18 protein-coding genes, 1 pseudogene and 1 other annotated feature are annotated in these 22,640 nt (G+C 67.4%); of the genes and pseudogenes, 4 read left to right on the top strand and 15 right to left on the bottom strand.

The features are described 5' to 3' along the window. Window positions 1-78: 78 nt before the first annotated feature. Window positions 79-693 (top strand): annotated as a pseudogene (locus M503_RS16280) (aldo/keto reductase); the annotation flags it as partial. Between the two features lie 435 nt (window positions 694-1,128). Here M503_RS16280 and M503_RS0110405 read toward each other — a convergent pair. Genes M503_RS0110405 through M503_RS0110395 form a run of 3 tightly spaced genes read right to left on the bottom strand, consistent with a single transcriptional unit; the run spans window position 1,129 to window position 5,268 of the window. Next, window positions 1,129-4,239 carry a type I restriction endonuclease subunit R gene (locus tag M503_RS0110405; RefSeq protein WP_028920508.1) on the bottom strand — a complete coding sequence of 1,037 codons (3,111 nt, stop codon included), beginning with the start codon at window positions 4,237-4,239 and terminating at the stop codon, window positions 1,129-1,131. Further along, entirely contained in the window at window positions 4,236-4,679 is a 444-nt protein-coding gene (locus M503_RS0110400) for a DNA-binding protein (RefSeq protein WP_231472359.1), read from the bottom strand. The genes M503_RS0110405 and M503_RS0110400 overlap by 4 nt, the downstream gene beginning before the upstream one ends. Next, window positions 4,633-5,268 carry a nucleotidyltransferase domain-containing protein gene (locus M503_RS0110395; RefSeq protein WP_028920510.1) on the bottom strand — a complete coding sequence of 212 codons (636 nt, stop codon included), beginning with the start codon at window positions 5,266-5,268 and terminating at the stop codon, window positions 4,633-4,635. The genes M503_RS0110400 and M503_RS0110395 overlap by 47 nt, the downstream gene beginning before the upstream one ends. 298 nt (window positions 5,269-5,566) lie before the next feature. Between M503_RS0110395 and M503_RS16275 the strand changes: the two genes are divergently transcribed. Then, complete coding sequence (locus tag M503_RS16275; RefSeq protein ID WP_197017217.1) at window positions 5,567-5,872, top strand: ATP-binding protein; 306 nt, start codon at window positions 5,567-5,569, stop codon at window positions 5,870-5,872. Window positions 5,873-5,974: 102 nt separating this feature from the next. On the opposite strand, the gene arsB is transcribed toward M503_RS16275, so the two are convergent. The 4 genes from arsB to M503_RS0110370 form a co-directional block, all read right to left on the bottom strand. After that, complete coding sequence (gene arsB / locus M503_RS0110385) at window positions 5,975-7,012, bottom strand: ACR3 family arsenite efflux transporter (protein ID WP_028920511.1); 1,038 nt, start codon at window positions 7,010-7,012, stop codon at window positions 5,975-5,977. 13 nt (window positions 7,013-7,025) lie between these two features. Beyond that, on the bottom strand, window positions 7,026-7,544 hold the full coding sequence (locus M503_RS0110380; RefSeq protein WP_028920512.1) for an arsenate reductase ArsC: 519 nt from the start codon (window positions 7,542-7,544) through the stop codon (window positions 7,026-7,028). A gap of 39 nt (window positions 7,545-7,583) precedes the next feature. After that, complete coding sequence (locus M503_RS0110375; protein WP_028920513.1) at window positions 7,584-7,916, bottom strand: ArsR/SmtB family transcription factor; 333 nt, start codon at window positions 7,914-7,916, stop codon at window positions 7,584-7,586. A 121-nt stretch (window positions 7,917-8,037) separates the two neighbouring features. Further along, a protein-coding gene (locus M503_RS0110370; protein WP_428992234.1) for an IS3 family transposase occupies window positions 8,038-9,254 on the bottom strand; the annotation gives its coding sequence in 2 pieces (ribosomal slippage) (window positions 8,038-8,966 and window positions 8,966-9,254; 1,218 coding nt in all). After that, window positions 8,860-8,976, bottom strand: a sequence feature (AL1L pseudoknot). (Overlaps the previous gene by 117 nt.) 72 nt (window positions 9,255-9,326) lie before the next feature. Between M503_RS0110370 and arsH the strand changes: the two genes are divergently transcribed. Further along, window positions 9,327-10,022 carry an arsenical resistance protein ArsH gene (gene arsH / locus M503_RS16270; protein WP_051414533.1) on the top strand — a complete coding sequence of 232 codons (696 nt, stop codon included), beginning with the start codon at window positions 9,327-9,329 and terminating at the stop codon, window positions 10,020-10,022. Between the two features lie 30 nt (window positions 10,023-10,052). Here arsH and M503_RS17445 read toward each other — a convergent pair whose 3' ends face one another. The 8 genes from M503_RS17445 to M503_RS0110325 form a co-directional block, all read right to left on the bottom strand. Next, window positions 10,053-10,418 (bottom strand): hypothetical protein, encoded by a 366-nt coding sequence (locus M503_RS17445; RefSeq protein ID WP_155952032.1) that lies wholly within the window; start codon window positions 10,416-10,418, stop codon window positions 10,053-10,055. Beyond that, window positions 10,415-11,179, bottom strand: a complete 765-nt coding sequence (locus M503_RS16880) for a hypothetical protein (RefSeq protein WP_051414531.1) — start codon at window positions 11,177-11,179, stop codon at window positions 10,415-10,417. Before M503_RS16880 ends, M503_RS17445 begins: the two co-directional genes overlap by 4 nt. Beyond that, window positions 11,176-12,507, bottom strand: a complete 1,332-nt coding sequence (locus M503_RS0110350; protein WP_028928240.1) for a restriction endonuclease subunit S — start codon at window positions 12,505-12,507, stop codon at window positions 11,176-11,178. The genes M503_RS16880 and M503_RS0110350 overlap by 4 nt, the downstream gene beginning before the upstream one ends. Further along, window positions 12,504-14,360, bottom strand: coding sequence for a type I restriction-modification system subunit M (locus tag M503_RS0110345; protein ID WP_028920516.1), 1,857 nt, complete (start codon window positions 14,358-14,360; stop codon window positions 12,504-12,506). Before M503_RS0110345 ends, M503_RS0110350 begins: the two co-directional genes overlap by 4 nt. Window positions 14,361-14,663: 303 nt before the next feature. Then, window positions 14,664-16,031: a 2-oxoadipate dioxygenase/decarboxylase HglS gene (gene hglS, locus M503_RS0110340; protein ID WP_028920517.1), complete on the bottom strand. Its 1,368-nt coding sequence runs from the start codon at window positions 16,029-16,031 to the stop codon at window positions 14,664-14,666. Between the two features lie 186 nt (window positions 16,032-16,217). After that, entirely contained in the window at window positions 16,218-17,510 is a 1,293-nt protein-coding gene (locus M503_RS0110335; RefSeq protein WP_028920518.1) for an adenylosuccinate synthase, read from the bottom strand. A gap of 390 nt (window positions 17,511-17,900) precedes the next feature. Further along, entirely contained in the window at window positions 17,901-19,640 is a 1,740-nt protein-coding gene (locus M503_RS0110330; RefSeq protein WP_028920519.1) for an amidohydrolase, read from the bottom strand. A 100-nt stretch (window positions 19,641-19,740) separates the two neighbouring features. Further along, entirely contained in the window at window positions 19,741-20,169 is a 429-nt protein-coding gene (locus M503_RS0110325; RefSeq protein ID WP_028920520.1) for an OsmC family protein, read from the bottom strand. A gap of 221 nt (window positions 20,170-20,390) precedes the next feature. Between M503_RS0110325 and fusA the strand changes: the two genes are divergently transcribed. Continuing rightward, window positions 20,391-22,451: an elongation factor G gene (fusA, locus tag M503_RS0110320; RefSeq protein WP_028920521.1), complete on the top strand. Its 2,061-nt coding sequence runs from the start codon at window positions 20,391-20,393 to the stop codon at window positions 22,449-22,451. Window positions 22,452-22,640 lie beyond the last annotated feature (189 nt).

Raw genomic sequence — 22,640 nt, 5'->3', positions numbered from 1 at the left:
AGTGCCTGCTACCGGCGGCCGGGGGAAGGACCTACGGTGGCCGGCGTCGGATCGCGACGGTCTCATCGAGGCAGAGCCATGGAATACCGCTACCTCGGCAGTTCAGGATTCAGGGTGCCCGCACTGGGCTTCGGCGCGGGCACCTTCGGCGGCAAAGGCCCGCTGTTCTCCGCCTGGGGCAATACCGGCGTGGACGAGGCGAAACGGCTGGTCGACCTGTGCCTGGAAGCCGGCGCGAACCTGTTCGACACCGCCGACGTGTACTCCGACGGCGATTCCGAACGCGTGCTCGGCGCGGCGCTCAAGGGCCGTCGCGACCAGGCCATCATCTCCACCAAGCTGACCCTGCGCTCGGGTCCCGGGCCGAACGATGTCGGCGCCTCGCGCCACCACCTGCTCCGCAGCGTCGACGCGGCGCTGCAGCGGCTGGATACCGACTAGATCGATCTGCTGCAGCTGCACCACTTCGACGCGATGACGCCGGTCGAACAGGTCATGGCCACCCTCGACCAGGCGGTGCGCGCCGGCAAGGTGCGCTACATCGGCGTGTCGAACTACTCCGGCTGGCAGCTGGCGAAGTCGCAGGCGGTCGCCGACCGCCACGGCTACGAACGGTTTGTCGCGCAGCAGGTGTACTACTCGCTGGCCGGACGGGACTACGAGTGGTCGCTGACACCGGCGCAGGTGCAGCGCCTTGACGAGGCGGGCGGCCGGCCGGACGGGCCGTAGGCCCGCGCTGTGCGGTCAGCCGCCAGCGCCCTGCTGCAGCGCCTTGGCGCGCTCCAGGTGGCGGGCGACGTGCTCGCGGGTGGTCTGCAGGTGCGCGCGCACTTCCGGGCGGGTCTGCGCGTACGCCGCCACCTCACCGCCGACCTGCTTGCCCGCGCTTGCTGGCCGGCTGCGATCTCGTGGTTGTTGATGGCATTGAGCACGCCCAGTGCGGAACGCTCGTCCGTCGAAGCCGCATCGATGGGATTGTCGGCAGGACGCCTGGGTGGACGCCGCGAGCGGCCGTGAAGGGCGGCGAGAATACGGCGGGTCCGTGAAGACGCCACGAGGTGATGCTGGCAAGAAGTTGGGAAGGCTAAGCCCCGGCTCAACCGCGCCCGTCTGGACCGGTGAACGGCCTCACGCGCGTGGCCCCTCTGTGGCCAGATGCGTGGCCCGCAGCGCCTCATAAAGTTGCCCCGGACCCAGCAGGATCTCCCGCAGTCCCTCCTGGATCCTCTGCGAAGCGAGGGCTTGCTGGCTCATCGTGGTATGGACCTCAAACGCATCGATGATCGCGTCCACGAGGGCGCGCGACAGATCCGGCGAGTTACCGAACTGCTCCTTGGTGTTGTCAGCGGCCTGCTGGGCCAGGGTGGCGTTCTGCAACAGCTTGCCCCTGAGTGCCCCCTGCACGTACTGCAGCTGGTCCTGGTCGCTGATCTGGCCTTCGAACAGGCCATTCACCCGCTCGATGATCTCCACAAGATAGGCCTGCTCTTTCTCCCGTACCCCGCCACTGCCTATCGCCTCGATCGGCGGCAACGGATAGGGCTCTGCCCCCGCCAGCGCCAGATTGCGCGTGCCGGTGTTGCGCAGACTGTGGTGCGTCAGCACCACCTTCGACAGATCCACCGTATCCCGTTCGCGCCCGAACTCCAGCAGCGGCAGCAGCCGCCTGTAGAACAGGAAGCGCTTCTCGATGTCGGTGTTGCCGTAGTCGAACATCTGCGACAGGAATGCGTACACGCGTACGAATGCCCCCATGTCGCCTTTGAACAGGACCAGTGCGTCCAGCGTGTCCTTGGCAGCAGCGGCGGTCTTGCCATCCCCGGCGGCTTCGGCCACAGCACGGGCTTCCATCGCGGTCTTGTAACGCTTGAGCAGGCGATCGGCGACCGGCTGCAGGGCAGCGGCCAGCTGCGACTGTTTTGCCTGCGGGTCCAGCTCGATCCGCGCCACCCGCTCAACCTCGAAGTCATCGTAGTGACCAGCCGCATCCAGCTTGGCACGCAGGTCGTAGACCAGGTTCGGGTCCGTGGTCGCCTCAAGCGTTGCGGTCTCGTAGTAGGTGCGGAACGCGGCGAGGATCTCGTCGGTATCGTTCTGGAAATCCAGGATGTAGGTGGTGTCCTTGCCGGGATGGGCGCGGTTGAGCCGGGACAGGGTCTGCACCGCCTGGATGCCGCCCAGCTTCTTGTCCACGTACATGCCGCACAGCAGCGGCTGGTCAAAACCGGTCTGGAATTTGTTGGCTACCAGCAGCAGGTGGTAATCGGGGCCAGAGAAAGCCTCGCGGATGTCGCGGCCCTTCAGCCCGGGGTTGAGCAGACCATTGGCTTCGGTCACCGGTTCCGGATAGCTCTCCGGGTCATCGACCTCGCCGGAGAACGCCACCAGCACACCCAGCGGATAGCCCTGCCGCTCCACGTACGCACGCAACGCCTTCTGCCAGCGCACCGCCTCGCGCCGCGAGCCCACCACGACCATCGCCTTGGCGCGTCCATCGAGCAGCGGCTGCACGTTCTCCCGGTAATGCTCCACCACGATCTGGACCTTGGCGGCGATGTTGTACGGATGCAGGCGCACCCACTGCATGATCCCCTTCATCGCGGTGGAACGCTCGACCTGGGTGTTGTCGAACTCCTGGCCGTTGTGCGCCAGCCGGAAGGCCAGGCTGTAGGGGGTGTAGTTCTTGAGCACGTCGAGGATGAAGCCCTCCTCGATGGCCTGGCGCATGGAATAGACGTGGAACGGCTGCGGCAGCCCGTCCGGCCCGCGCCGCCCGAACAGTTCCAGCGTCTTGGCCTTGGGGGTGGCGGTGAATGCCACGTACGTCAATCCGGACTCGGCACTGCGCGCCCCCATCTGGGCACCCAGCAGGGTCTGGGTGTCGATCTCGCCGCCATCCTGCAGCTCCGCCCATTCCTGCGCGCTCAGCAGTTCCTTGAGCTTGGCCGCCGCCTGGCCGGTCTGCGAACTGTGCGCCTCGTCGGCAATCACTGCGAAGCGCTTGCCCTCGGTTGCGGCCAGCTCCTGCACCGCCTTGAGTGCGAAGGGGAATGTCTGGATGGTGCAGACGATGATCTTCTTGCCGCCCTTGAGCGCTTCGCCCAGCTGCGCGCTCTTGCTACCTTGATCGCCGGTGATGCTGGCCACCACGCCGGTGGTGCGCTCGAAATCGAAGATCGCCTCCTGCAGCTGGGCATCGAGCACCGTGCGGTCGCTGACCACCAGCACGCTGTCGAACACCTTGGCATTGGCTGCGTCGTGCAGGTCGGCCAGGAAATGCGCTGTCCAGGCGATGGAGTTGGTCTTGCCCGAACCGGCCGAGTGCTGGATCAGGTAGCGCTGCCCCGCCCCGTTGGCGCGGACGTCGGCCACCAGCTTGCGTGTGGCATCGAGCTGGTGATAACGCGGGAAGATCACCGTCTTCAGCTGCTTCTTCTCATCGCGCTTGCCGATCAGGTAGCGGCCCAGGATCTCCAGCCAGCTGTCACGCGCCCATACCTCCTCCCACAGATAACGGGTGGCGAACCCGCCCGGATCCGGCGCGTTGCCGGCACCGCCGGCATTGCCACGGTTGAAAGGCAGGAAAAACGTATCGGTGCCAGCCAGCCGCGTGGTCATCATCACCTCGGCCTGACTGACGGCGAAATGCACCAGCGCGCCACCCGGGAATGCCAGCAACGGCTCCACCACCCCACCCTTGGGATGCGGGTTGCGGTCCAGCCGGTACTGGTCCACCGCATCGCCCACGCTCTGGGTGAAGTCGGATTTCAGCTCGGCCGTGGCCACCGCGATGCCGTTGACGAACAGCACCAGGTCGATGCAGTCGTTGGGCCGGTTGGGCGAATGCTTGACCTGCTGCACCACGCGCAAGCGGTTGGCCGCGTAATGCTGCTCGATCACCGGGTTGATCGAAAACGCCGGCCGGAACTGCACCAGTGACAGCGGGCGCTTCAGGCCGACCATCTCCACGCCACGCCGCAGCACGTCAAGAGTGCCGCGCTCGTCGAGGTTCTTGCGCAGCCGCTCGGCCAGGCGCTGGCCCAGCTGCGGACCATGGGTACGGGCCAGCGCCTGCCAGCCTTCCGGCTGGGTCTGCTCGATCCATGCCAGCAGGTCCGGCAGGTACAGGGCGTGGGTACGGTCGTAACGGGCGGCATCGCCGGCTTCATGGAGCCACCCATGAGCGGCCAGGTGCGCACAGATCTCGCGCTCGAAGTGGTGTTCCTGGTGCAGGTTCATGCGTCCCCCAACGCGTCCGGGCGGTGTGCACGGAGCCATTGCTCCGTGTGCGCAAGCAGGCGGGCAGCCTGCCGCAGGCAGGTGGCGAGCGTGGCCTCCGAGACCGGATCGCCCTCGTAATCGGTGATGTTGCGCTGCCGCCGCAAGGCGTCCAGCACGATGATCTCGTCCGGGGCCACGCCCATCGTGTGCACCAGGCACTGGATGGCGGTCTGGTGATGGCCGGGCTGGCTGGTGGAGGTGCGATAGCCATTGCCCCACAGCCCGAGCATCGCGCACTGCAAGACGCACTTGTAGGCCGCGTCGAACCGGTTGTCGGCGCTTACCTGCGGAATCTGTGCATCGGCCAGGTTGCGACGCGCCGCCTCCAGCAGCTTGCGCAGGGCCACCGCATCAGCCGAGTGCTGCATCAGCTGGCGGATCGCCAGCAGGTTCTCCAATGTCATCCCTGTCTCCCAAGACCATCAGCTTTGGCCCGTCCATGAGCTGCCGGGCAAACGCCTCGCCCGCCTGCCACCGGCGCCGGAACTCCCCGGGCGAGTACACCACAGGATTGATCTCGCGGCGCAGGCTAGCCTCCAGCGGATGCAAGGCCTTGACCAGATCAGCGAAGTCCACCTCGCCCAGCACCAGCAGGTCGATGTCGCTGCGTTCGGTATCGGTCCCTTTGGCAGTCGATCCGAAGATCCAGGCCACCTGGATTCGGTCGGCCAGTGGCTCCAATGCCTCGCGTACCGCTGGGACCACGCCGTGGGTCTTGCGGAACATCGAAGCCAGTTCGTCGAACAGCGGGCAGGCTGGATTGGCCTGGTAGTGCACCTGGTTGCCCCGCTCCGCCCGCAGCAGCAGCCCGCCCTCGACCAGCTTGTCCAGCTCGCGACCCAGGGTGCCGGCATGGCGGCCGGTCAGCCGGGCCAGTTCCCGCAGGTGGAAGCTGGCCTGCGGCTGCAGCAGCAGCACGGCCAGTACCGCCTGGCGGGTGCTGCCAAACAGCAGGTCCATCAAAGCGCGGGGCGGCGTGTTGCTCATATGGCGACGATTGTCGCCTTTTCCGCAACTTCCCGCAAATCCCCCTGCCGCCCCCGACGACCGGGGGACGTAGCCAGCTCAGTTCTCCTGATAGCTGCGGTCGATCAAGGGCCTGGCCCGCTCCAGGTCTGCCTGCGTGCGCAGCGTCAGTTCCAGGTCCCCGGTCCCCCATGTGCCGATGTTGCGTGATGGCGCCGATGAGTCCGCATCACGAAACCGAGAGGTTCTGACCATCCAAACCAATTGGTCGTGATCTGGTCAACGACGCGGTGACGCCGGTTTCAGATGGAAAGCTCCCCTGGCACCTTCCTGGCGCGTACCCCGGCCAAGTGAGGGAGGGGAGTTAGCGGATCAGCGTCTGCTGATCCTGGATGACTGGGGTGTCGCGCCGATCACCGCCCGGGGGCGGCAAAACTTGCTGGAAGTGATTGACGACAGGGTTCCGGGTGGTTCGGTTCTGATTACCTCCCAGCTGCCGGTGAAGACCTGGCATGACTACCTGGGAGAGCCGACCGTGGCCGATGCCATCCTGGATCGCCTGCTGCACAACAAGCACGCCATCGAGCTGAAGGGTGACTCGATGCGCAAGCACGCGGCTCGTTGACCTGATCACCGTTCTCGGCGAATGCCGGGAACGGTGGTTCTGACCGGCCGCAACGATGAGTCTGCGCACGCCGGGTGAACGGCGTGGGGGCGTGTACAAGAGCTACGACGACGCCGGAAGTTGTCGCTCATACCAGGATTGGGACCGATTGACGATCCTGACCACGGACAGCATCACGGGCACTTCGATCAGCACGCCGACCACGGTGGCCAACGCCGCCCCCGAGTGCACCCCGAATAGCGCCACCGCCGTGGCGACCGCCAGCTCGAAGAAGTTGCTGGCGCCGATCAGCGCCGAAGGCGCGGCGACGCAATGGGCAACACCGAGCTTCCGGTTGAGCAGGTACGCCAGGCCGGAGTTGAAGTAGACCTGGATCAGAATCGGCACGGCCAGGATCGCGATGATCAGCGGCTGTTCGACGATCTGCCGGCCCTGGAATCCGAAGAGCAGGACCAGCGTTGCAAGCAACGCGACCAGGGACACCGGCCCCAGCCTGGCGAGCACTGCGTCCAGTCTTGCCTGCCCGCCATGGGCCAGCAGCCAGCGGCGCAGCAGGATGGCGACTGCGACCGGGACCAGGATGTAGAGCCCGACCGAGAGCGCCAGGGTGTCCCACGGCACGGTGATCGACGATAGCCCCAGCAGCAGTGCCACGAGCGGTGCGAACGCCACCACCATGATGGCGTCGTTGAGCGCGACCTGGCTCAGGGTGAAGTTGGCATCGCCGCGGCACAGGTTGCTCCACACGAACACCATGGCGGTGCACGGCGCCGCGGCCAGGAGAATCAGGCCCGCCATGTAGGAGTCGATCTGGTCAGGCGGCAGCCAGTCGGCGAAGACATGCCGGAGGAAGAACCAGCCCAGCAGCGCCATCGAGAACGGCTTGACCGCCCAGTTGATGAACAGGGTGACCCCGATGCCGCGCCAGTGCTTGCCAACATCCCGCATGGCGCCGAAGTCGACCTTCAGCAGCATCGGGATGATCATCAGCCAGATCAGGGCGGCGACCGGCAGGTTCACCTTGGCGACCTCCATGCGCCCAAGGGCTGCGAAGGTGTCAGGCAGGAAGTGGCCCAGGACGGTGCCGGCAACGATGCAGAGTCCAACCCACAGGCTCAGGTAGCGCTCGAACAGGCCCATGCGGGGCGCTGCCTCAGCCATGGGCGGGAACCTCGTCTTCGGGCTCGACGAAGCCGATGCGGTCGAGTGCGACCTTCAGGGCGGCCCGGTCATCCCAGACTTCGGTCGGCAGCGCCAACAGCGCCTGCAGGCGTGCTTTGACGATGCGGTGGGCCTGGCGGAATGCCTCGCGCCTGTCCTCGTCAGTGCCTTCCACCGCGGCGGGGTCGGGCAGCCCCCAGTGAGCGCGCATGAAGTCGCCGAACACCGCGGGGCAGGTTTCGGCGGCGGCCGAGTCGCACACCGTCACCACCAGGTCCATCGGCACGGCATCCGCGGACGCGAACTCATCCCATGATTTGCTGCGCAATCCGACCGTGGCAATGCCGTCGGCTGCCAGTTGGCTGAGGGCGTAGGGATTGACCGCTCCGGTCGGCTGGCTCCCGGCGCTGAAAACTTCGAAACGGTGGCCTGCCCAGGCGCGGAGCGTGGCTTCTGCCAGGACGCTGCGAGCGGAATTGCCAGTACAGAGGAAGAGGACGCGACGCTTCATGGGGCGGGTTCCGGGGTCGGGTGAATCGGAAGGTGGCGGTCAGCAAGCGCAGGCGGGTGCTGCAGCTGGTTCGCAGCGTTCGTCCGCCGAGCCCGCGCAGCAGTTGTGGGTCAGATAGCCGACCAGGGCGTTCATGGCATCGAAGTTGGCGCGGTAACAGACGTTGCGGCCCCGGCTCTCGTTGCGGATCAGGCCTGCATGCATCAGCTCCTTCAGGTGGAAGGACAGGGTCGCGCCGGGCACGGCCAGCGCCTCGCCGATCTCGCCGGCCATGCGGCCGTCAGGGCCGGCTTCAACCAAGAGGCGGAAGATCGCAAGCCGGGTAGCGTGGCCCAGTGCCGTCAGCGCGGCGATTGCCTGATTTGTTTCCATCCTTCTAGAATAATCGAATGAATAACGAACAGCAATCCCTCGCGATCGCGAGCCTCCCCAATCTGGACGCCGACCTACTTCCTGAACTGCCCCGGCTTTCTTGGAGGCCGTTTGGTTTGAGTCAGGCTGCCCTAGCCTGACCGATGTGTTGCCGATAGTAAGCTGCTTCGGCTTCCGCTGGCGGGACGTGCCCGATCGACCCCAGCAATCGCTTGTGGTTGTACCAGTGCACCCAGTCCAGCGTGGCCAGTTCCACCTGCTCGCGGTTGCGCCATGACCGGCGATGGATCACCTCGGCCTTGTACAGCCCATTGATCGTCTCGGCCAGCGCGTTGTCGTAGCTGTCGCCCACGCTGCCCACCGACGGTTCGATCCCGGCCTCGGCCAGGCGTTCGCTGTAGCGGATGCTCACGTACTGCGATCCCCTGTCGGAGTGATGGATCAGTTCGCCCTCCCGCTGCCGCGCGTGCAGGGCCTGTTCCAGTGCATCAAGCACGAAGTCCGTGGTCATCGATGTAGACGCCTTCCAGCCGACGATCCGACGCGCGTACACGTCGACCACGAACGCCACGTACACCATGCCCTGCCAGGTCGACACGTAGGTGAAGTCGCTCACCCACAGCGCGTTCGGCCGATCGGCATGGAACTGCCGGTTCACCCGATCCAGCGGACACGGTTGTGCCTTGTCGCTGACCGTGGTCTTCACCGCCTTGCCGCGGATCACGCCACGCAACCCCAGCCGGCGCATCAGCCGTTCCACCGTGCAGCGCGCCACCTGCCAGCCTTCCCGCAGCAACTGCTTCCAGACCTTCTTCACCCCGTACACCTGCTTGTTCTCGTCCCACACCCGGCGGACTTCCACTTCCAACGCACGATCCCGCCACCAGCGGTTCGGGCGGGTATCCGGATCGGCCTCCCGGGCCGCGTGGCGGTAGTAGGTAGACGGAGCAATCTCCAGCACCCGGCAGATCGGCTCGACTCCGTAGGCGTGGCGCTGCTCGGCCACGAACCCCGTCATGGCTTGAAGCGGCGGTCGAGCTCCGCCTGGGCGAAATACGCACTGGCCTTGCGCAGGATCTCGTTGGCCTGCCGCAGCTCGCGCACCTCCCGCTCCAGCGCCTTCATCCGCGCCCGCTCGTCCGTCGTCAGGCCCGGCCGCAGCCCCTGGTCACGCTCGGCTCGCCGCACCCAGTTGCGCAGCGTCTCGGCCGTGCAACCGATCTTCCCGGCAATCGACTCGATCGCCGCCCACTGCGAACTGTGCGTGTCCTGGTGCTCCAGCACCATCCGCACCGCTCGCTCTCGTACTTCCGGGGAATACTTCACTGGCTTGGTCATGACTCCATCCTCTCAAGAGTTGGAGCCTCCAGGAATACCGGGGCGGTTCATCCCGGCCCTCGCCACGAGCTCCTGGGCGCAGACGCCAGCGCACCTCCACCCCGGATCCTTCTGCTGTATGGCTCCCTGCGGCCCCAGTCGTACAGTCGGAAGCTGGCCTTGGAGGCCGAGCGCATCCTGCGCCATCTTGGCGCCGAAACCCGGGTGTTCGACCCGCACGACCTGCCCTTGCTCGACAGCGTTGGCAAGGATCATCCAAAGGTGCAGCAGCTACGCGAGTGGTCGCAGTGGTCGGAGGGCCAGGTGTGGGTGTCACCTGGGCGCCATGGCACGATCACGGCGGTATTCAAGAACCAGATCGACTGGCTGCCTCTCGAAGACGGCAGCGTACGCCCCACCCAGGGCCGCACGCTTGCGGTGATGCAGGTGTGCGGCGGCTCGCAGTCGTTCAACGTGGTGAACGCGCTCCGGGTGCTGGGGCGCTGGATGCGGATGGTGACGATCCCCAACCAGTCGTCGGTGGCCAAGGCCTGGCAGCAATTTGATGACGCTGGCCGAATGCGCGCCTCTCCGTTCTACGACCGCGTTGTGGACGTCATGGAAGAGCTCGTCAAGTTCACGCTGCTCGTCCGCGGACGAAGCGATTACCTGGTCGATCGCTATAGCGAGCGGAAGGGCGCAGACGAAGCCCGTCGCATCGCCCTCGCATCCGGGGTTCTCGAAGAGGATCCAGTGGCAACCAGCTCAGTAGCAAGTCCTGCCTTGTAGAGAAAGCGATCAACAAGGCCGGTCTGGTGGTCACTTCGTTCTGTTCCGGGTGATCAATCTCATTGGTACCCGCAGTTGCGCGTATCCCGACTGAAGCCGTCTTCCAGCGTTACGGTATCCGGGTCGACCTTCAGCATCACCAGCAGCTTGTCCCAGCGCCAGGACCGGCGAATCCACCACCGGCTTGCCCGCGCCATACCACCAGGCGAGCCCGGCGCCGACGTCCTGCCAGCCAAGCAGATTGACCAGGGCGTAGTGCAGCGCACCCCAATAGGCGCAGGCGTCATCAAGCGTTGCATTGGCCGGTCGCGGCAACGCCTCGCGAAGCGCTGGGTCGGCCAGAGCGCGTAACAGCGCTGGCACGTGGCGGGCCCAGGGATCTTCCTGCCCGGTCATGACGAAATCAGGTTGACGAGAATGTCCTGACCGATCTCTGCTCCTTTGCGCCGCAGCCGCACCCAGCCATCGGGCGGCTCGGGCAGCTGCGGCAGGTAAACCTGGCAACCGGTCTTGACGTGGAAGTGGCGAGCCATGAACCACAGCTCGGCGGCAATGGCCTCCTCGCTCGCACCCACACCGTGCAGCCGCACGCAACGCTCCAGCGCGAGCGTCGCGATCTGGTCGCCGTCAACCTCCATCGTGCGTAGCGGGTCGCCCTGCCAGTACACGCGAACGGTGCCCCGCTCCTCGTCCCAGTCCGACTCGTCGACCGGCAGTACCAGCGTGCCATCCTGCAAGGAACGGGCGCACCACACGCCGTCGCGATCCTCGGCCATGTAAAGCGGGGCCAGACTGGCGAGAAAGCGCACGACGGCTGCACTCTTGCCGTCGAGCGGCGCCGTGAGCGTGGACAACCAGGCCTGCAGGCGTGGCGACAGGGTGGCGCGCCCGGCCTTGTTGAAGGAAATCGTGGTCTGGCGGCCGTTGCCCCGGTAGCCGGTGACGGCGAGGTTCGGCTCCCTGCGGGCCAGACGCACCAGGAATTCGGAAACGGGGACGAATCCCTCGTGCGGAGCGTCCCGCTCGTTGTGCATGTACACCATCGGCACGCCATCGCGCGTGGTCACGCGAGGACAGATGATCTCCTCCGGATTATCGGTTCGGTACTCGATGTCGGGGAGGCGACCGTCCACGATGAAGCCGTCGGCCCGGGTCATGCAGCCTCCCGATCGACCAGCCCACGCACATCAATCTGGCCTGTGACGGCGGCGGCGATCAGTGCGCTGCGGCGATCCTTCAGGAGAGCGATGCCACGCATTGATTCTTCTACAAGGCTATCGAACTCTGCCGACTTCATACCCAAACGTTCCACAATGGCGTACTGCTCATCCAGTGGGGGAAGCGGCAGGTCGAGCCGCGAGAGTTGATCGCAGGTAATCGCCCCCTTAGTACTTCCCACCCCCTCACTATCGTTGCGCAGTCGCTCGTAGGCCGTCTCCACCGCGCGCAGCAGGTAACTCACGTGCAACCGCTCCGAGTCTGGGATCATGTAGGCCAGGTGCTGGCTAATGGTGGTCTCAAACATCAGCTGAGCAGCCATGCCGCGTGTCTTCCCCTGCCCAGTTAGACCAACCAGGACCGCCGGCGGCTGGATCACCGGCAAGTGGCACTCCTTGAGAGCAAGTTCAGTAACGAAACGTTCCGCCTCGGTCACTTCGCGTTGATTGACAGCCGCGCTATTCAGCCAGGGGAAGCCACTCTGGCCCCAATAGTCAGGGTTATCGCGGTTTGGAGTGGAGCCATTTCCGACGCGCCCAACGTACTTGAATGGACAAACATCCCAATGCGCCGGCACCTCCCCGAGCCATGGGATGCCGGAATCCTTCATCGGCACGTTGGGGTCGAGGCCGCGGGTGACGGCGTGGGAGATGGTGGCCTGACGCTTCTCGGCCAGCAGCGCCAGCAGCTTTTCCTGCTCGGCGATCAGAGCGTCGATCTTGGCGGTTTCGCGATCGAGGAATGCCGCAATTGCATCCTGCTCCACCTTTGGAGGCAAGACGCAATACAAAGCACCAAAGGTGTCCGGGTAGAGACGCAAGCGGGAGTCAATAACTCCGGACGAGAACGCCTTGTAGTAGAGCGTCGATCGATCGCTTCGAGTCATGTAATCCAAGAAACTAGGTGATATGCCGCCATCAACGTCAAACACGCAATAAGACGGACTCACTATGCCCTCATACCTTGTGACACCAAGCCCTCGGTTCCACGCCAGCATGATGTTGATGACCAAGTCACCGGGGTAGCAGTTCTTGTAACCCTCAAGAGACTCCGCGCGACTGAGAAATTCGCCACCCTCAATGAGTTCCGTCCGCGGAGATACGCCGGTGTAAGCCGACACGGATAGCAGCGTCTCCGATCCATCCACTGAACGCTCTGTGCGCTCGCGAAGGAAGGTCTTATATCGAACCACACGCCAATGCGCCGGCACCGCCCCCAACCACTCGACCCCACTGTCCTTGTACTCCGGATACCTCGGCAGGCTCATTCGCCCATCTCCCCCAGCATCCGCAGGATGTTGGCGGTCACCTCCTTCAGCTCGGCGTCAATCACCTCCAGCGGGCGTGGCGGCTCGAACACGTAGAAGTGGCGGTTGAACGGGATCTCGTAGCCCACCTTGGTGCGGCTATCGTCGATCCACGCGTCCGGGGCATGTGGCAGCACCTCGCGCTCGAAGTAGGCCTGGATGTCCTCGCCCAGCGGCACGTTCTCGGTATCGCGCAGGCTGGTGTCCGGCTGCGGCTTGCCCTTCTGCTTGCCCTTCTGGCCGAGCACGATATTGCCGGCGTCGTCGCGCAGCGGGCGCTCGACGGTGATGGTGGTGTAGCCGAACTCCTCGTTGCGGAAGATGCGGCTGACCGGCACACGCTTGAGTCGCCCGCCCTCCGGCACCGCCGGCGCGGGTTCGGCGCCGGTGGCGGTGACCAGCACGGGCTCGCCCACGGCCTGCCCCTTCGCATCGAGCGCGGAGACAAGCTCGGCCTCGGTGAACTCACCGAACAGGCGGGTGACGGTGGCGATGTGTTCCTCGTCCATCTCCTTGCGCTTGGAGCCCAGGCTCTTGCGCATCTTGCGCCAGAAGCTGCTGGCGTCGATCAGCTGCACATGGCCGCGGCGGTCGTCCTCCTTCTTGTTCGAGACGATCCAGACATAGGTGGCGATGCCGGTGTTGTAGAACATGTCGGTGGGCAGGCCGATGATGGCCTCCACCAGGTCGTTCTCCAGCAGGTAGCGGCGGATCTCGCTCTCCCCGCTGCCGGCGCCGCCGGTGAACAGCGGCGAGCCATTGAGCACGATGCCGAAGCGGCTGCCGCCCTGCCCGTTTACCACCGGCGCCATCTTCGACACCAGGTGCAGCAGGAACAGCATCGAGCCGTCAGACACGCGCGGCAGGCCGGGGCCGAAACGGCCGGCGAAGCCCTGCTGTTCATGCTCCGCACGGATCGCCTTCTCGACCTTCTTCCACTCCACCCCGAACGGCGGGTTGGAGAGCATGTAGTCGAACTTCCTGGCCGGGAAGCCGTCGTCGCTGAGAGTATTGCCGAAGACGATGTTGCCCACGTCCTGGCCGCGGATCAGCATGTCGGCCTTGCAGATCGCGTAGGACTCGGGATTGAGCTCCTGTCCGTACAGGGTGAGACGCGCGGACGGGTTATGTCCCAGCAGGTGCTCGGCGGCCACCGAGAGCATCCCGCCCGTGCCTGCGGTCGGGTCGTACACGGTGCGCACCACCGCATTGCCGGGGCTGAGCACCTCGCTGTCCTCGATAAAAATCAGGTTGACCATCAGCCGGATCACTTCACGCGGGGTGAAGTGCTCACCGGCCGTCTCGTTGGACAGCTCGGAGAACCGGCGGATCAGCTCCTCGAACACCAGGCCCATCTGCGCGTTGTCCACCCGTTCCGGGTGCAGGTCGATGCTGGCGAACTTCTCGGTGACCAGGTACAGCAGGTCGGCCTTTGCGAGCCGCTCCACCTGGGCCTGGAAGTCGAAACGCTCGAAGATGTCCCGCGCCTCCGGCGAGAAACCCTGGATATAGGCGTACAGGTTCTGGCGGATGTGGTCCTGGTCACCCAGCAGGGTGGGCAGGTCCAGGGGGCTGGTGTTGTAGAACCCGGCGGTACCGACGATGCGCCTGAGGAACGGGTCCGGGTTGACTCCGGCCTCGGTCCTCTTCTTGTGTTCGGCCAGCACCTTGGCCTTGGTCGGCGCCAGTACGCAGTCCAGGCGGCGCAGCACAGTGAACGGCAGGATGACCTTGCCGTACTCGGATTGCTTGTAATCGCCGCGCAGCAGGTCCGCAACGGACCAGATAAAGGCAGAAAGAGCTTGCTGGTTCAAGAGAATCCCCAGTTCAACAATGGCTCGAGCCACCCGGCTCAAGATCCAAGATGAGAATGATAGTGGGGACACGGGGCGCTGGTGCGCCGATAACTAATGGCGCGTGCCGGCTACGCCGCGCCACCCCGGGGGATGCGACGCATACGGCCCGGGATTCTGGGGGCATGGCGCAACAACCGTAGGCATTGACGCCAAGCTGCAGAGGAAAGGAAAACCCCGCTTCCGCGGGGCTTGCGGCCGAGACTGAGCCGAGGCTGCGACTACGCCACTACACGGCGCCACTTAGCGTGCCAGCAGTACGACTCAGGCACGCAGGCTCGCGATCGAGGCCTCCTGCGCCTGCGCGTACAGCGCGAACGGATCGTTGATGGTCGCGCCCAGGGCGGCCTCGAAGGCGTCCTGGTTGGCGTGCGCGTCGTAGGCGCGCTGCTCGCCGCCGCCGAGGTTGGACTGGAAGATGCCCGCCGCGCTGACCGGCAGGAAGTCCTCGTAGACGATCGGGTCGGCTTCGGCGTAGCCGGCGTCGATCATCGCCTCGGGCGTCATCGCCGCGCGCTCGCCGGCCGGCACGGCGGCGCCGGCTTCGGTCAGGCGGTAGCGGAAATAGCCCAGGCCCTCGCGGCGCAGGGTGGCCTCGTCGTCGGGGAAGACCGCGAAGGCGGCGGCCAGGCGCTGCGGGTAGTCGGCGGCGGTATTGCCGGCGGCACCGCCGGCCTGGCGGACCTCGGCCAGCAGGCGGTCGTAGAGCTCGCGCCCGGCCGGGGTCAGGGCCAGGCCGCGCTGCTCGATCTCGCCGAAGCGGGCGGTATGGCTGCCCGGCACCAGCTTGCCGTCGGCGTCGGGGTAGGAGACTTCCTCTTCCAGCGCCTTGAAGCTGGTCTGGCGCAGCAGGATCGGCACGGCGCGGCGCGGCGGGCCCTCGATCAGCGCCTTGGCCTGCAGGCCCCGCGCCAGCATGCCGGCCTGGGCGGCGTCGATGTCCAGGGTGCGCGGGGTCAGGTGGTTGATGTGCGGGCCACGGAAGCAGACCACGTCGGCGACCAGGCGGTGCAGGCCGTGCAGCGCCTTGTAGGTCTCCAGCGAGACCGTGGCGTCGCCGTGCCAGCGGAAGGTCTCCAGCACCTCGGCGACGAAGCGGCGGGCATCGTCCTCGCCCAGCCCGCCATCGCGCTCGGCCTGCTCCACCAGGGCGCGGGCGCCGGCGGTGAAGATGTCGCGGCGGGCCAGGATCGCCTCGGCCTCGGCGCGCAGGGCCGGGTCGCCGATCAGCTCCAGGCGCAGCAGCGAGGTGAAGATGCGGAACGGGTTGGCCGCCAGCGAGGCCTCGTCCAGCGGGCGGAACGCGGTGGAGTGCACCGGCACGCCGGCCACGGTCAGGTCGTAGTAGCCGACCGGCTGCATGCCCATGATGGCGAACACGCGGCGCAGCATGGCCAGCTCGGCCGGGGTGCCGACGCGGATCGCGCCGTGGCGTTCCAGGTCCAGGCGCTCGATCTCGCCGTTGCGTTCCAGGCGCGCGGCCAGGGCCGGATCGGCCTCCAGGGCGGCGCGGTTGATCTCGCCGACCAGTTCGATCAGGTCGCCATACAGCGGCACCTCGCTGCGGTACATGTCGGACATGGCCTGCGCGAACAGGCCGCGGATGCGGTCGGGTGAAACGAAGGTGGTCATGGGTTCGTGGGGAGACGGTGACAAACGGTAGGAACGGGCCGGAGCTTACGGTCGCGCCATCGGCGCTGGCCGCCCGGCTCGAACACGGCGGACTCGATCAGCGGCAGAAGTGGACCTGATGACCCCGTCCTGGAAGAAGCCCCGCTTTCGCGGGGCTTCTTTGCTTGCTGCTTCGACGGCCGTGGATCAGGCGAACGGATCCTGCAGGATCATGGTGTGCTCGCGGTCCGGGCCGGTGCTGACGATGCTGATCGGGCAGCCGGCCAGCTCCTCCAGCGCGCGCAGGTAGGCGCGGGCCGCCGGCGGCAGCTCGTCCCAGCTGGTGATGCCGTGGGTGTTCTCGCTCCAGCCCGGGAACTCCAGGTACACCGGGGTGCACTCTTCCCAGCCCTGCGCGTCCAGCGGCGCGTACTCGGTGCGCTTGCCGCGGTACTCGTAGGCGATGCAGACCTTCAGCTTCTCCATGCCGTCGAGCACGTCGAGCTTGGTGATGCACAGGCCGGAGATGCCGTTGATGGCCACGGCGCGCTTGAGCGCGACGATGTCCATCCAGCCGCAGCGGCGCGGACGGCCGGTCGAGGCGCCATACTCGGCGCCGCGGTCGCGGATGCCCTGGCCGACCTCGTCGTCCAGCTCGGTCGGGAACGGACCGCCGCCGACGCGGGTGGCGTAGGCCTTGGCGATGCCCAGCACGTAGTCGATGTCCTGCGCGCCCACGCCGGTGCCGGCCAGCGCACCGCCGACGGTGGTGTTGGAGCTGGTGACGTACGGATAGGTGCCGTGGTCGATGTCCAGCAGCGCGCCCTGGGCGCCTTCGAACAGCACGCGCTTGCCCTGCTTGCGCAGGTCGTGGCAGATGCCGGCGACGTCGGACTTCATCGGCTCGACGTACTCGCCGAACTCCAGCGCTTCCTTGTAGACGGTGTCGAAATCCACCGGATCGACGCCCAGGTACTTGGTCAGCACGAAGTTGTGGTAGTCCAGCGCGGTCTTGAGCTTCTCGGCCAGCTGGTCGGGGTAATGCAGGTCGGCGATGCGGATGCCGCGGCGGGCGACCTTGTCCTCGTACGCCGGGCCGATGCCGCGGCCGGTGGTGCCGATGGCCTTGCCGCCGGCGGCCTTCTCGCGCGCCTGGTCCAGGGCGATGTGGTACGGCATGATCAGCGGCGCGGCCGGGCTGATCTTCAGGCGGCTGCGCACTTCCACGCCGGCCGCTTCCAGCTCGGCGATCTCCTTCATCAGCGCCGCCGGCGAAATCACCACGCCGTTGCCGATCAGGCACAGCGCGTCGTCGCGCAGGATGCCGGACGGAATAAGGTGGAGGACGGTCTTCTTGCCGTTGATGACCAGGGTGTGGCCGGCGTTGTGGCCGCCCTGGAAGCGCACGACGGCGCCGATCTCTTCGGTAAGCAGGTCGACGATCTTGCCCTTGCCCTCATCGCCCCATTGGGCACCGAGGACGACGACTGACTGGCCCATGGCCGCAACTCCTATATCTGGCGGCCATCGGGGCCGCGGGACGGGAACCGGATCCGGGCCCTGCGCGGCCGGTCCGCCCGAAGGGCGGACGTGGGCGCCATCGGGGCGCCGCGGCCGTGCCGGAAGCCAGACACGGAAAAAGCCGGGCGGGTGTGCTCCCAAGGGAGTGTCCCCGACCGGCTTTTGCGGATTATCCGGGTTTTGCTCCGGCGGGGCCAGCGGCCACGTGAACGGCGGCGGACCCGGGCCCCCCGTAGAGTCGGCCTTGGCCGACTCCCCCGCCCAGCGAAGCGGCGGACGCCGAAGGCAGCGGGCCAAGGCCCGCTCTACAACGGCGGCCTTGGCCGCCTCCCACGCACGGGGAGGCGACGGACGACAGGGGGCGCGCCGTTAGGGGGCCTGGTAGACCGGCTCGCCGTCGACCCAGGTCGACTTGACCTTGAGGTCGTCGAGGTCCGAGGCGGGGATGGCCAGCGGGTCGCGGTCCAGGACCACGAAGTCGGCGCGCAGGCCGGGCACCAGGCGGCCGACCTCGGCCTCGTCGTGGCCGGCATGGGCGGCGCCGGCGGTGAAGCCGCGCAGCGCCTCGGCGGCGCTGAGTTTCTGCCCGGGCAGCCAGCCGCCTTCCGGGTGGCCGTCGCGGTCGGTGCGGGTGGCCGCGGCGAACAGGCCCAGGCGAGGGTCGACCGACTCGACCGGGAAGTCCGAGCCCAGCGCCAGCGGCACGCCCAGGTCGAGGAAGCGGCGCCAGGCGTAGGCGCCTTCCAGGCGCTGCGGGCCGAGGCGGTCGCCGGCCCAGGGCATGTCGGAGGTGGCGTGGGTCGGCTGCATCGAGGCGACCAGGCGCAGCTGGGCCACGCGCGGGAAGTCTTCCGGCGCCAGCACCTGGGCGTGTTCGATGCGCCAGCGGTGGTCCGGGCGCGCGCCCTTCCCGTCCAGCGCGAACTGGTAGGTGTCCAGGACGATGCGGTTGCCGCGATCACCAATCGCATGGGTGGCCACCTGCACGCCGCAGTCGCGTGCCTTGATCACCGCCGCGCCGTAGGCGGCCGGATCGGTGACCAGCAGGCCGCGGTTGCCGGGGTCGTCGCTGTAGTCGGCCAGCAGCGCGGCGCCGCGGCTGCCCAGGGCGCCGTCGACGAACAGCTTCACTCCGGTCATCTGCAGGCGGCCGCTGTCGTGGCGGTACAGGCCGTTCGCGCAGAGGTCGGCCAGCGCCTCGCGGTCGCCGTCGGCGTAGGCATCGATGCGCAGCGGCAGGCGGCCGGCGTCGGCGAAGCGGCGCATCAGCGCCAGGTCCTCGCGCGACACGCCCATGTCGTGCACGCCGGTCAGGCCGTTGGCCACCGCCGCGGCCAGCGCGCGCGACAGCGCCTCCTCGCGGAACTCCCCGGTGTACGCCGGGATGGCGCGTTCGACCAGGCGCATCGCCGAATCGACGAACACGCCGGTGGCGCGGCTGCCGTCGCGGACGATGCGGCCGCCGTCGGGCTGCCAGTCGCCGTCGAACGGGCGCGCGCCTTCCACCGCCTCGGCGGCGCGCATCGCGGCGGTGTTCGCCCAGGCAGCGTGGCCGTCGATGCGCTGCAGCCACACCGGACGATCCGGGAAGGCGGCATCGAGCAGCTCGGTGGTCGGGAAGGTGGCCTCGGGCCAGCGGTTCTGGTCCCAGCCGTAGCCCTGGATCCAGGCGTCGGCCGGCGCGGTCCCGGTGAAGGCCTTGAGCCGGCGGACCACTTCCTCCTGGCTGGTGGCGCCGCTGAGGTCGGCGCGCATCAGCGCGTAGCCCAGTTCCATCACGTGCGCGTGGGCGTCGATCAGGCCCGGCACCACGGTGGCCTTCCCCGCATCGATGCGGCGCGCGGCGGGCCAGCGCTTGCGCAGTTCGGCCGCAGTGCCGATGGCGACCACGCGGCCCTGCGCATCCCATGCGATCGCGGTGGCCTGCGGCTGGCGCAGGTCGCCGGTGTGGATGCGCGCGGCGGTGAGGATGGCGACGGCGTCGCTGCTCGGCGTCGCCGCGCTGGTGGCGGCGTCCTGCGTGGAGGCCTGGGTGGCGGCCGTGGCGTGCGCGGTGACCGCGCTGGCGGCCAGGGCCAGGATCAGGGCGAAGGCGGTGCGCTGGGGCATCGGTGGCTCCGTGTCAGGAAGCCCCCGAATATGCCGGGCAAACCGCCGCCCGGGCAAACATGTCGCATGGGACCGGCCTCCCCCGACCGGTCCGCGGGGCTCAGCCCAGCTCGGCTTCCAGCGAGATCGGCACGGCCGACAGCGCCTTCGAGATCGGGCAGTTCTCCTTGGCGTCGTCGGCGATGGCGCGGAACTGCTTCTCGTCGATGCCAGGCACCACGGCGCGCAGCTTCAGGCGGATCTGCGACAGCTGCGGGCCGCCTTCCAGCGACAGGTCGACTTCGGCGCGGGTATCGATCGAGGTCGCGGTGAAGCCGGCCTCGCCGAGCTTGGCCGAGAAGGCCATGGTGAAGCAGCCGGCGTGCGCGGCGGCGATCAGCTCTTCGGGGTTGGTGCCCTTCTCGTCGCCGAAGCGGCTGTTGAAGCCGTAGCGGGTGTCGGCGAGCACGCCGCTCTGCGAATCGAGCCTGCCCTTGCCGGTCTTGAGGTCGCCTTCCCAGTGGGCGGTGGCGTTGCGCGAAATACCCATGGTTCTGTTCCTTGGGGTTGTGGGGGGGAGCGCAAGCCTAGCGACGCCCGTGTTATCGCATCGTTTGTTGCGCTGCAGCGTCGCAGCCCCGGTGCGGGCGCGTTAAGGTACCCGTCCGCCATGACCGCCCGCCGGGCTTGCGCCCCGGGCTGCAGTGGGATGGCTCCCGGCCCGGACAGCCATGACGGCCCTTCAGACCCGATCCAGGGAGGAACGGCCTCATGTCCTACGCAACCCGCGACATACGCAACGTGGCCCTCGCAGGCCACCCCGGCGCCGGCAAAACAACCCTGTTCGAAGCCCTGCTGCATGCCGGCGGCGCCCTGACCACGGCAGGCACGGTCGAACGCGGCACCACGGTGTCCGACTTCGATCCGATGGAAAAAACGCGCGGCCATTCGATCGACATCGCGATCGCCAGCATCGACCACGCCCCGGTCTCCGACCGCAGCTACCACCTCAACCTGATCGACACGCCCGGGTATCCGGAATTCCGCGGCCCCGCGCTCTCGGCGCTGGCGGCGGTGGAAACCGCGCTGATCGTGGTCGACGCCGACACCGGCGTGGAGCACGGCACGGTGCGGCTGATGGAACGGGCGCGCGAACGCGGTCTGTGCCGGGTGTTCGTGGTCAACAAGATCGACCACGAGCAGGCCGACTGCGCGCGGGTGATCGCGCAGCTGCGCGAGATGTTCGGCCAGGAAGTGCTGCCGCTGAACCTGCCGGCCGACGGCGGTCGCCGCGTGGTCGACTGCTTCGGCAGCGCCAGCGGCGATTCGGACCTGGGTCCGGTGGCCGAATGGCACCAGCGCATCCTCGACCAGGTGGTGGAAGTGGACGAAAGCGTGATGGAGCACTTCCTCGACGGCGGCGAGCAGGGCCTGTCGCCGCAGGAACTGCACGACGCCTTCGAGCGGGCGCTGCGCGAGGGCCACCTGTTCCCGGTGTGCTTCGTCTCCGCGCGCAGCGGCGTAGGCGTGCCGGAGCTGCTGCAGATCGCCGAGCGCCTGTTCCCCGATCCCACCGAGGCCAACCCGCCGCCGCTGCTCAAGCGCAACGGCCATGGCGACGAACCGCTGGCGGTGCAGCCGACCAACGGCGGGCACGTGATCGCCGACGTCTTCAAGATCGTCAACGATCCTTTCGTCGGCAAGCTCGGCGTGTTCCGCGTCTACCAGGGCACGGTCAAGCGCGACACCCAGCTGTTCGTCGACGACGGGCGCAAGCCGTTCAAGGTCGGCCACCTGTTCCGCCTGCGCGGCAAGGAGCACGTGGAGATCGACGAGGCCGTGCCCGGCGACATCGCCGCGGTGGCCAAGATCGACGAGCTGCATTTCGACGCGGTGCTGCACGACAGCCACGACGAGGACGCGGTGCGGCTGGCGCCGACCAGCTTCCCCAAGGCGATGTTCGGGCTGGCGGTGCAGGCGGCCAGCCGCGGCCAGGAGCAGAAGCTGTCCACCGCGCTGCAGAAGCTCGCCGAGGAGGACCCGGCCTTCGTGGTCGAGCACAACGCCGAGCTCAACGAGGTGGTGATCCGCGGCCTGTCCGAGCTGCACCTGCGGGTGATGCTGGAGCGCCTGAAGGAACGCTTCGGCGTGGAAGTGACCACGCGGCCGCCGGGCATCGCCTATCGCGAGACCATCTCGACCAAGGCCGAAGGCCACCACCGGCACAAGAAGCAGACCGGCGGCGCCGGCCAGTTCGGCGAGGTGTTCCTGCGCATCGAACCGCTGCCACGCGGCAGCGGCTTCGAGTTCGTCGACGAGGTCAAGGGCGGCACCATCCCCGGCCAGTTCATGCCGGCGGTGGAGAAAGGCGTGCGCCAGGTGCTGCAGACCGGCGCCATCTCGGGGCATCCGATCCAGGACGTGCGGGTGATCGTGTACGAGGGCAAGCACCATCCGGTGGACAGCAAGGAGGTGGCCTTCGTCACCGCCGCGCGCAAGGCCTTCCTCGATGCGATTTCCAAGGCGAAACCGCAGGTGCTGGAGCCGATCGTGGACCTGGAGGTGGGCGCGCCGGAAGCGCAGCTGGGCGACGTCACCGGCAGCCTCGCCGGCCGCCGCGCGCGGATCACCGGCACCGACGGCGCCCGCGGCGAAGTGGTGGTGCACGCGCAGGTGCCGATGTCGGAGCTGGACGGCTTCGCCGCGGAGCTGAAATCGCTGACCGCCGGCAAGGGCCGCTACTCGCTGGACTTCAGCCACTACGAACCGGTGCCGCCGCAGGTCCAGCAGAAGCTGGCCGAGGCGTACAAGCCGAAGCACGAGGAGGATTGAGCGGCCTGCGCGGGAGGTGCCCGGAAGCAGCGGGGCAAGCCCCGTAGAGTCGGGCTTGCCCGACTCCGGCGCCTGGCGAAACGGCGTGGCGAAAAAGCAGCGGGGCAAGCCCCGCTCTACGGGGCCTTTGTAGAGTCGGGCTTGCCCGACCCCTGCGCCTGGCGAAAGCGACGTGGCGAAAGGCAGCGG

The sequence above is a fragment of the Pseudoxanthomonas suwonensis J47 genome, assembly GCF_000513955.1.
In the GTDB taxonomy this organism is placed as follows: domain Bacteria; phylum Pseudomonadota; class Gammaproteobacteria; order Xanthomonadales; family Xanthomonadaceae; genus Pseudoxanthomonas; species Pseudoxanthomonas suwonensis_C.
Note: the sequence above shows the minus strand (reverse complement) of the source record. Positions and strands in the feature narration are given on the sequence as shown.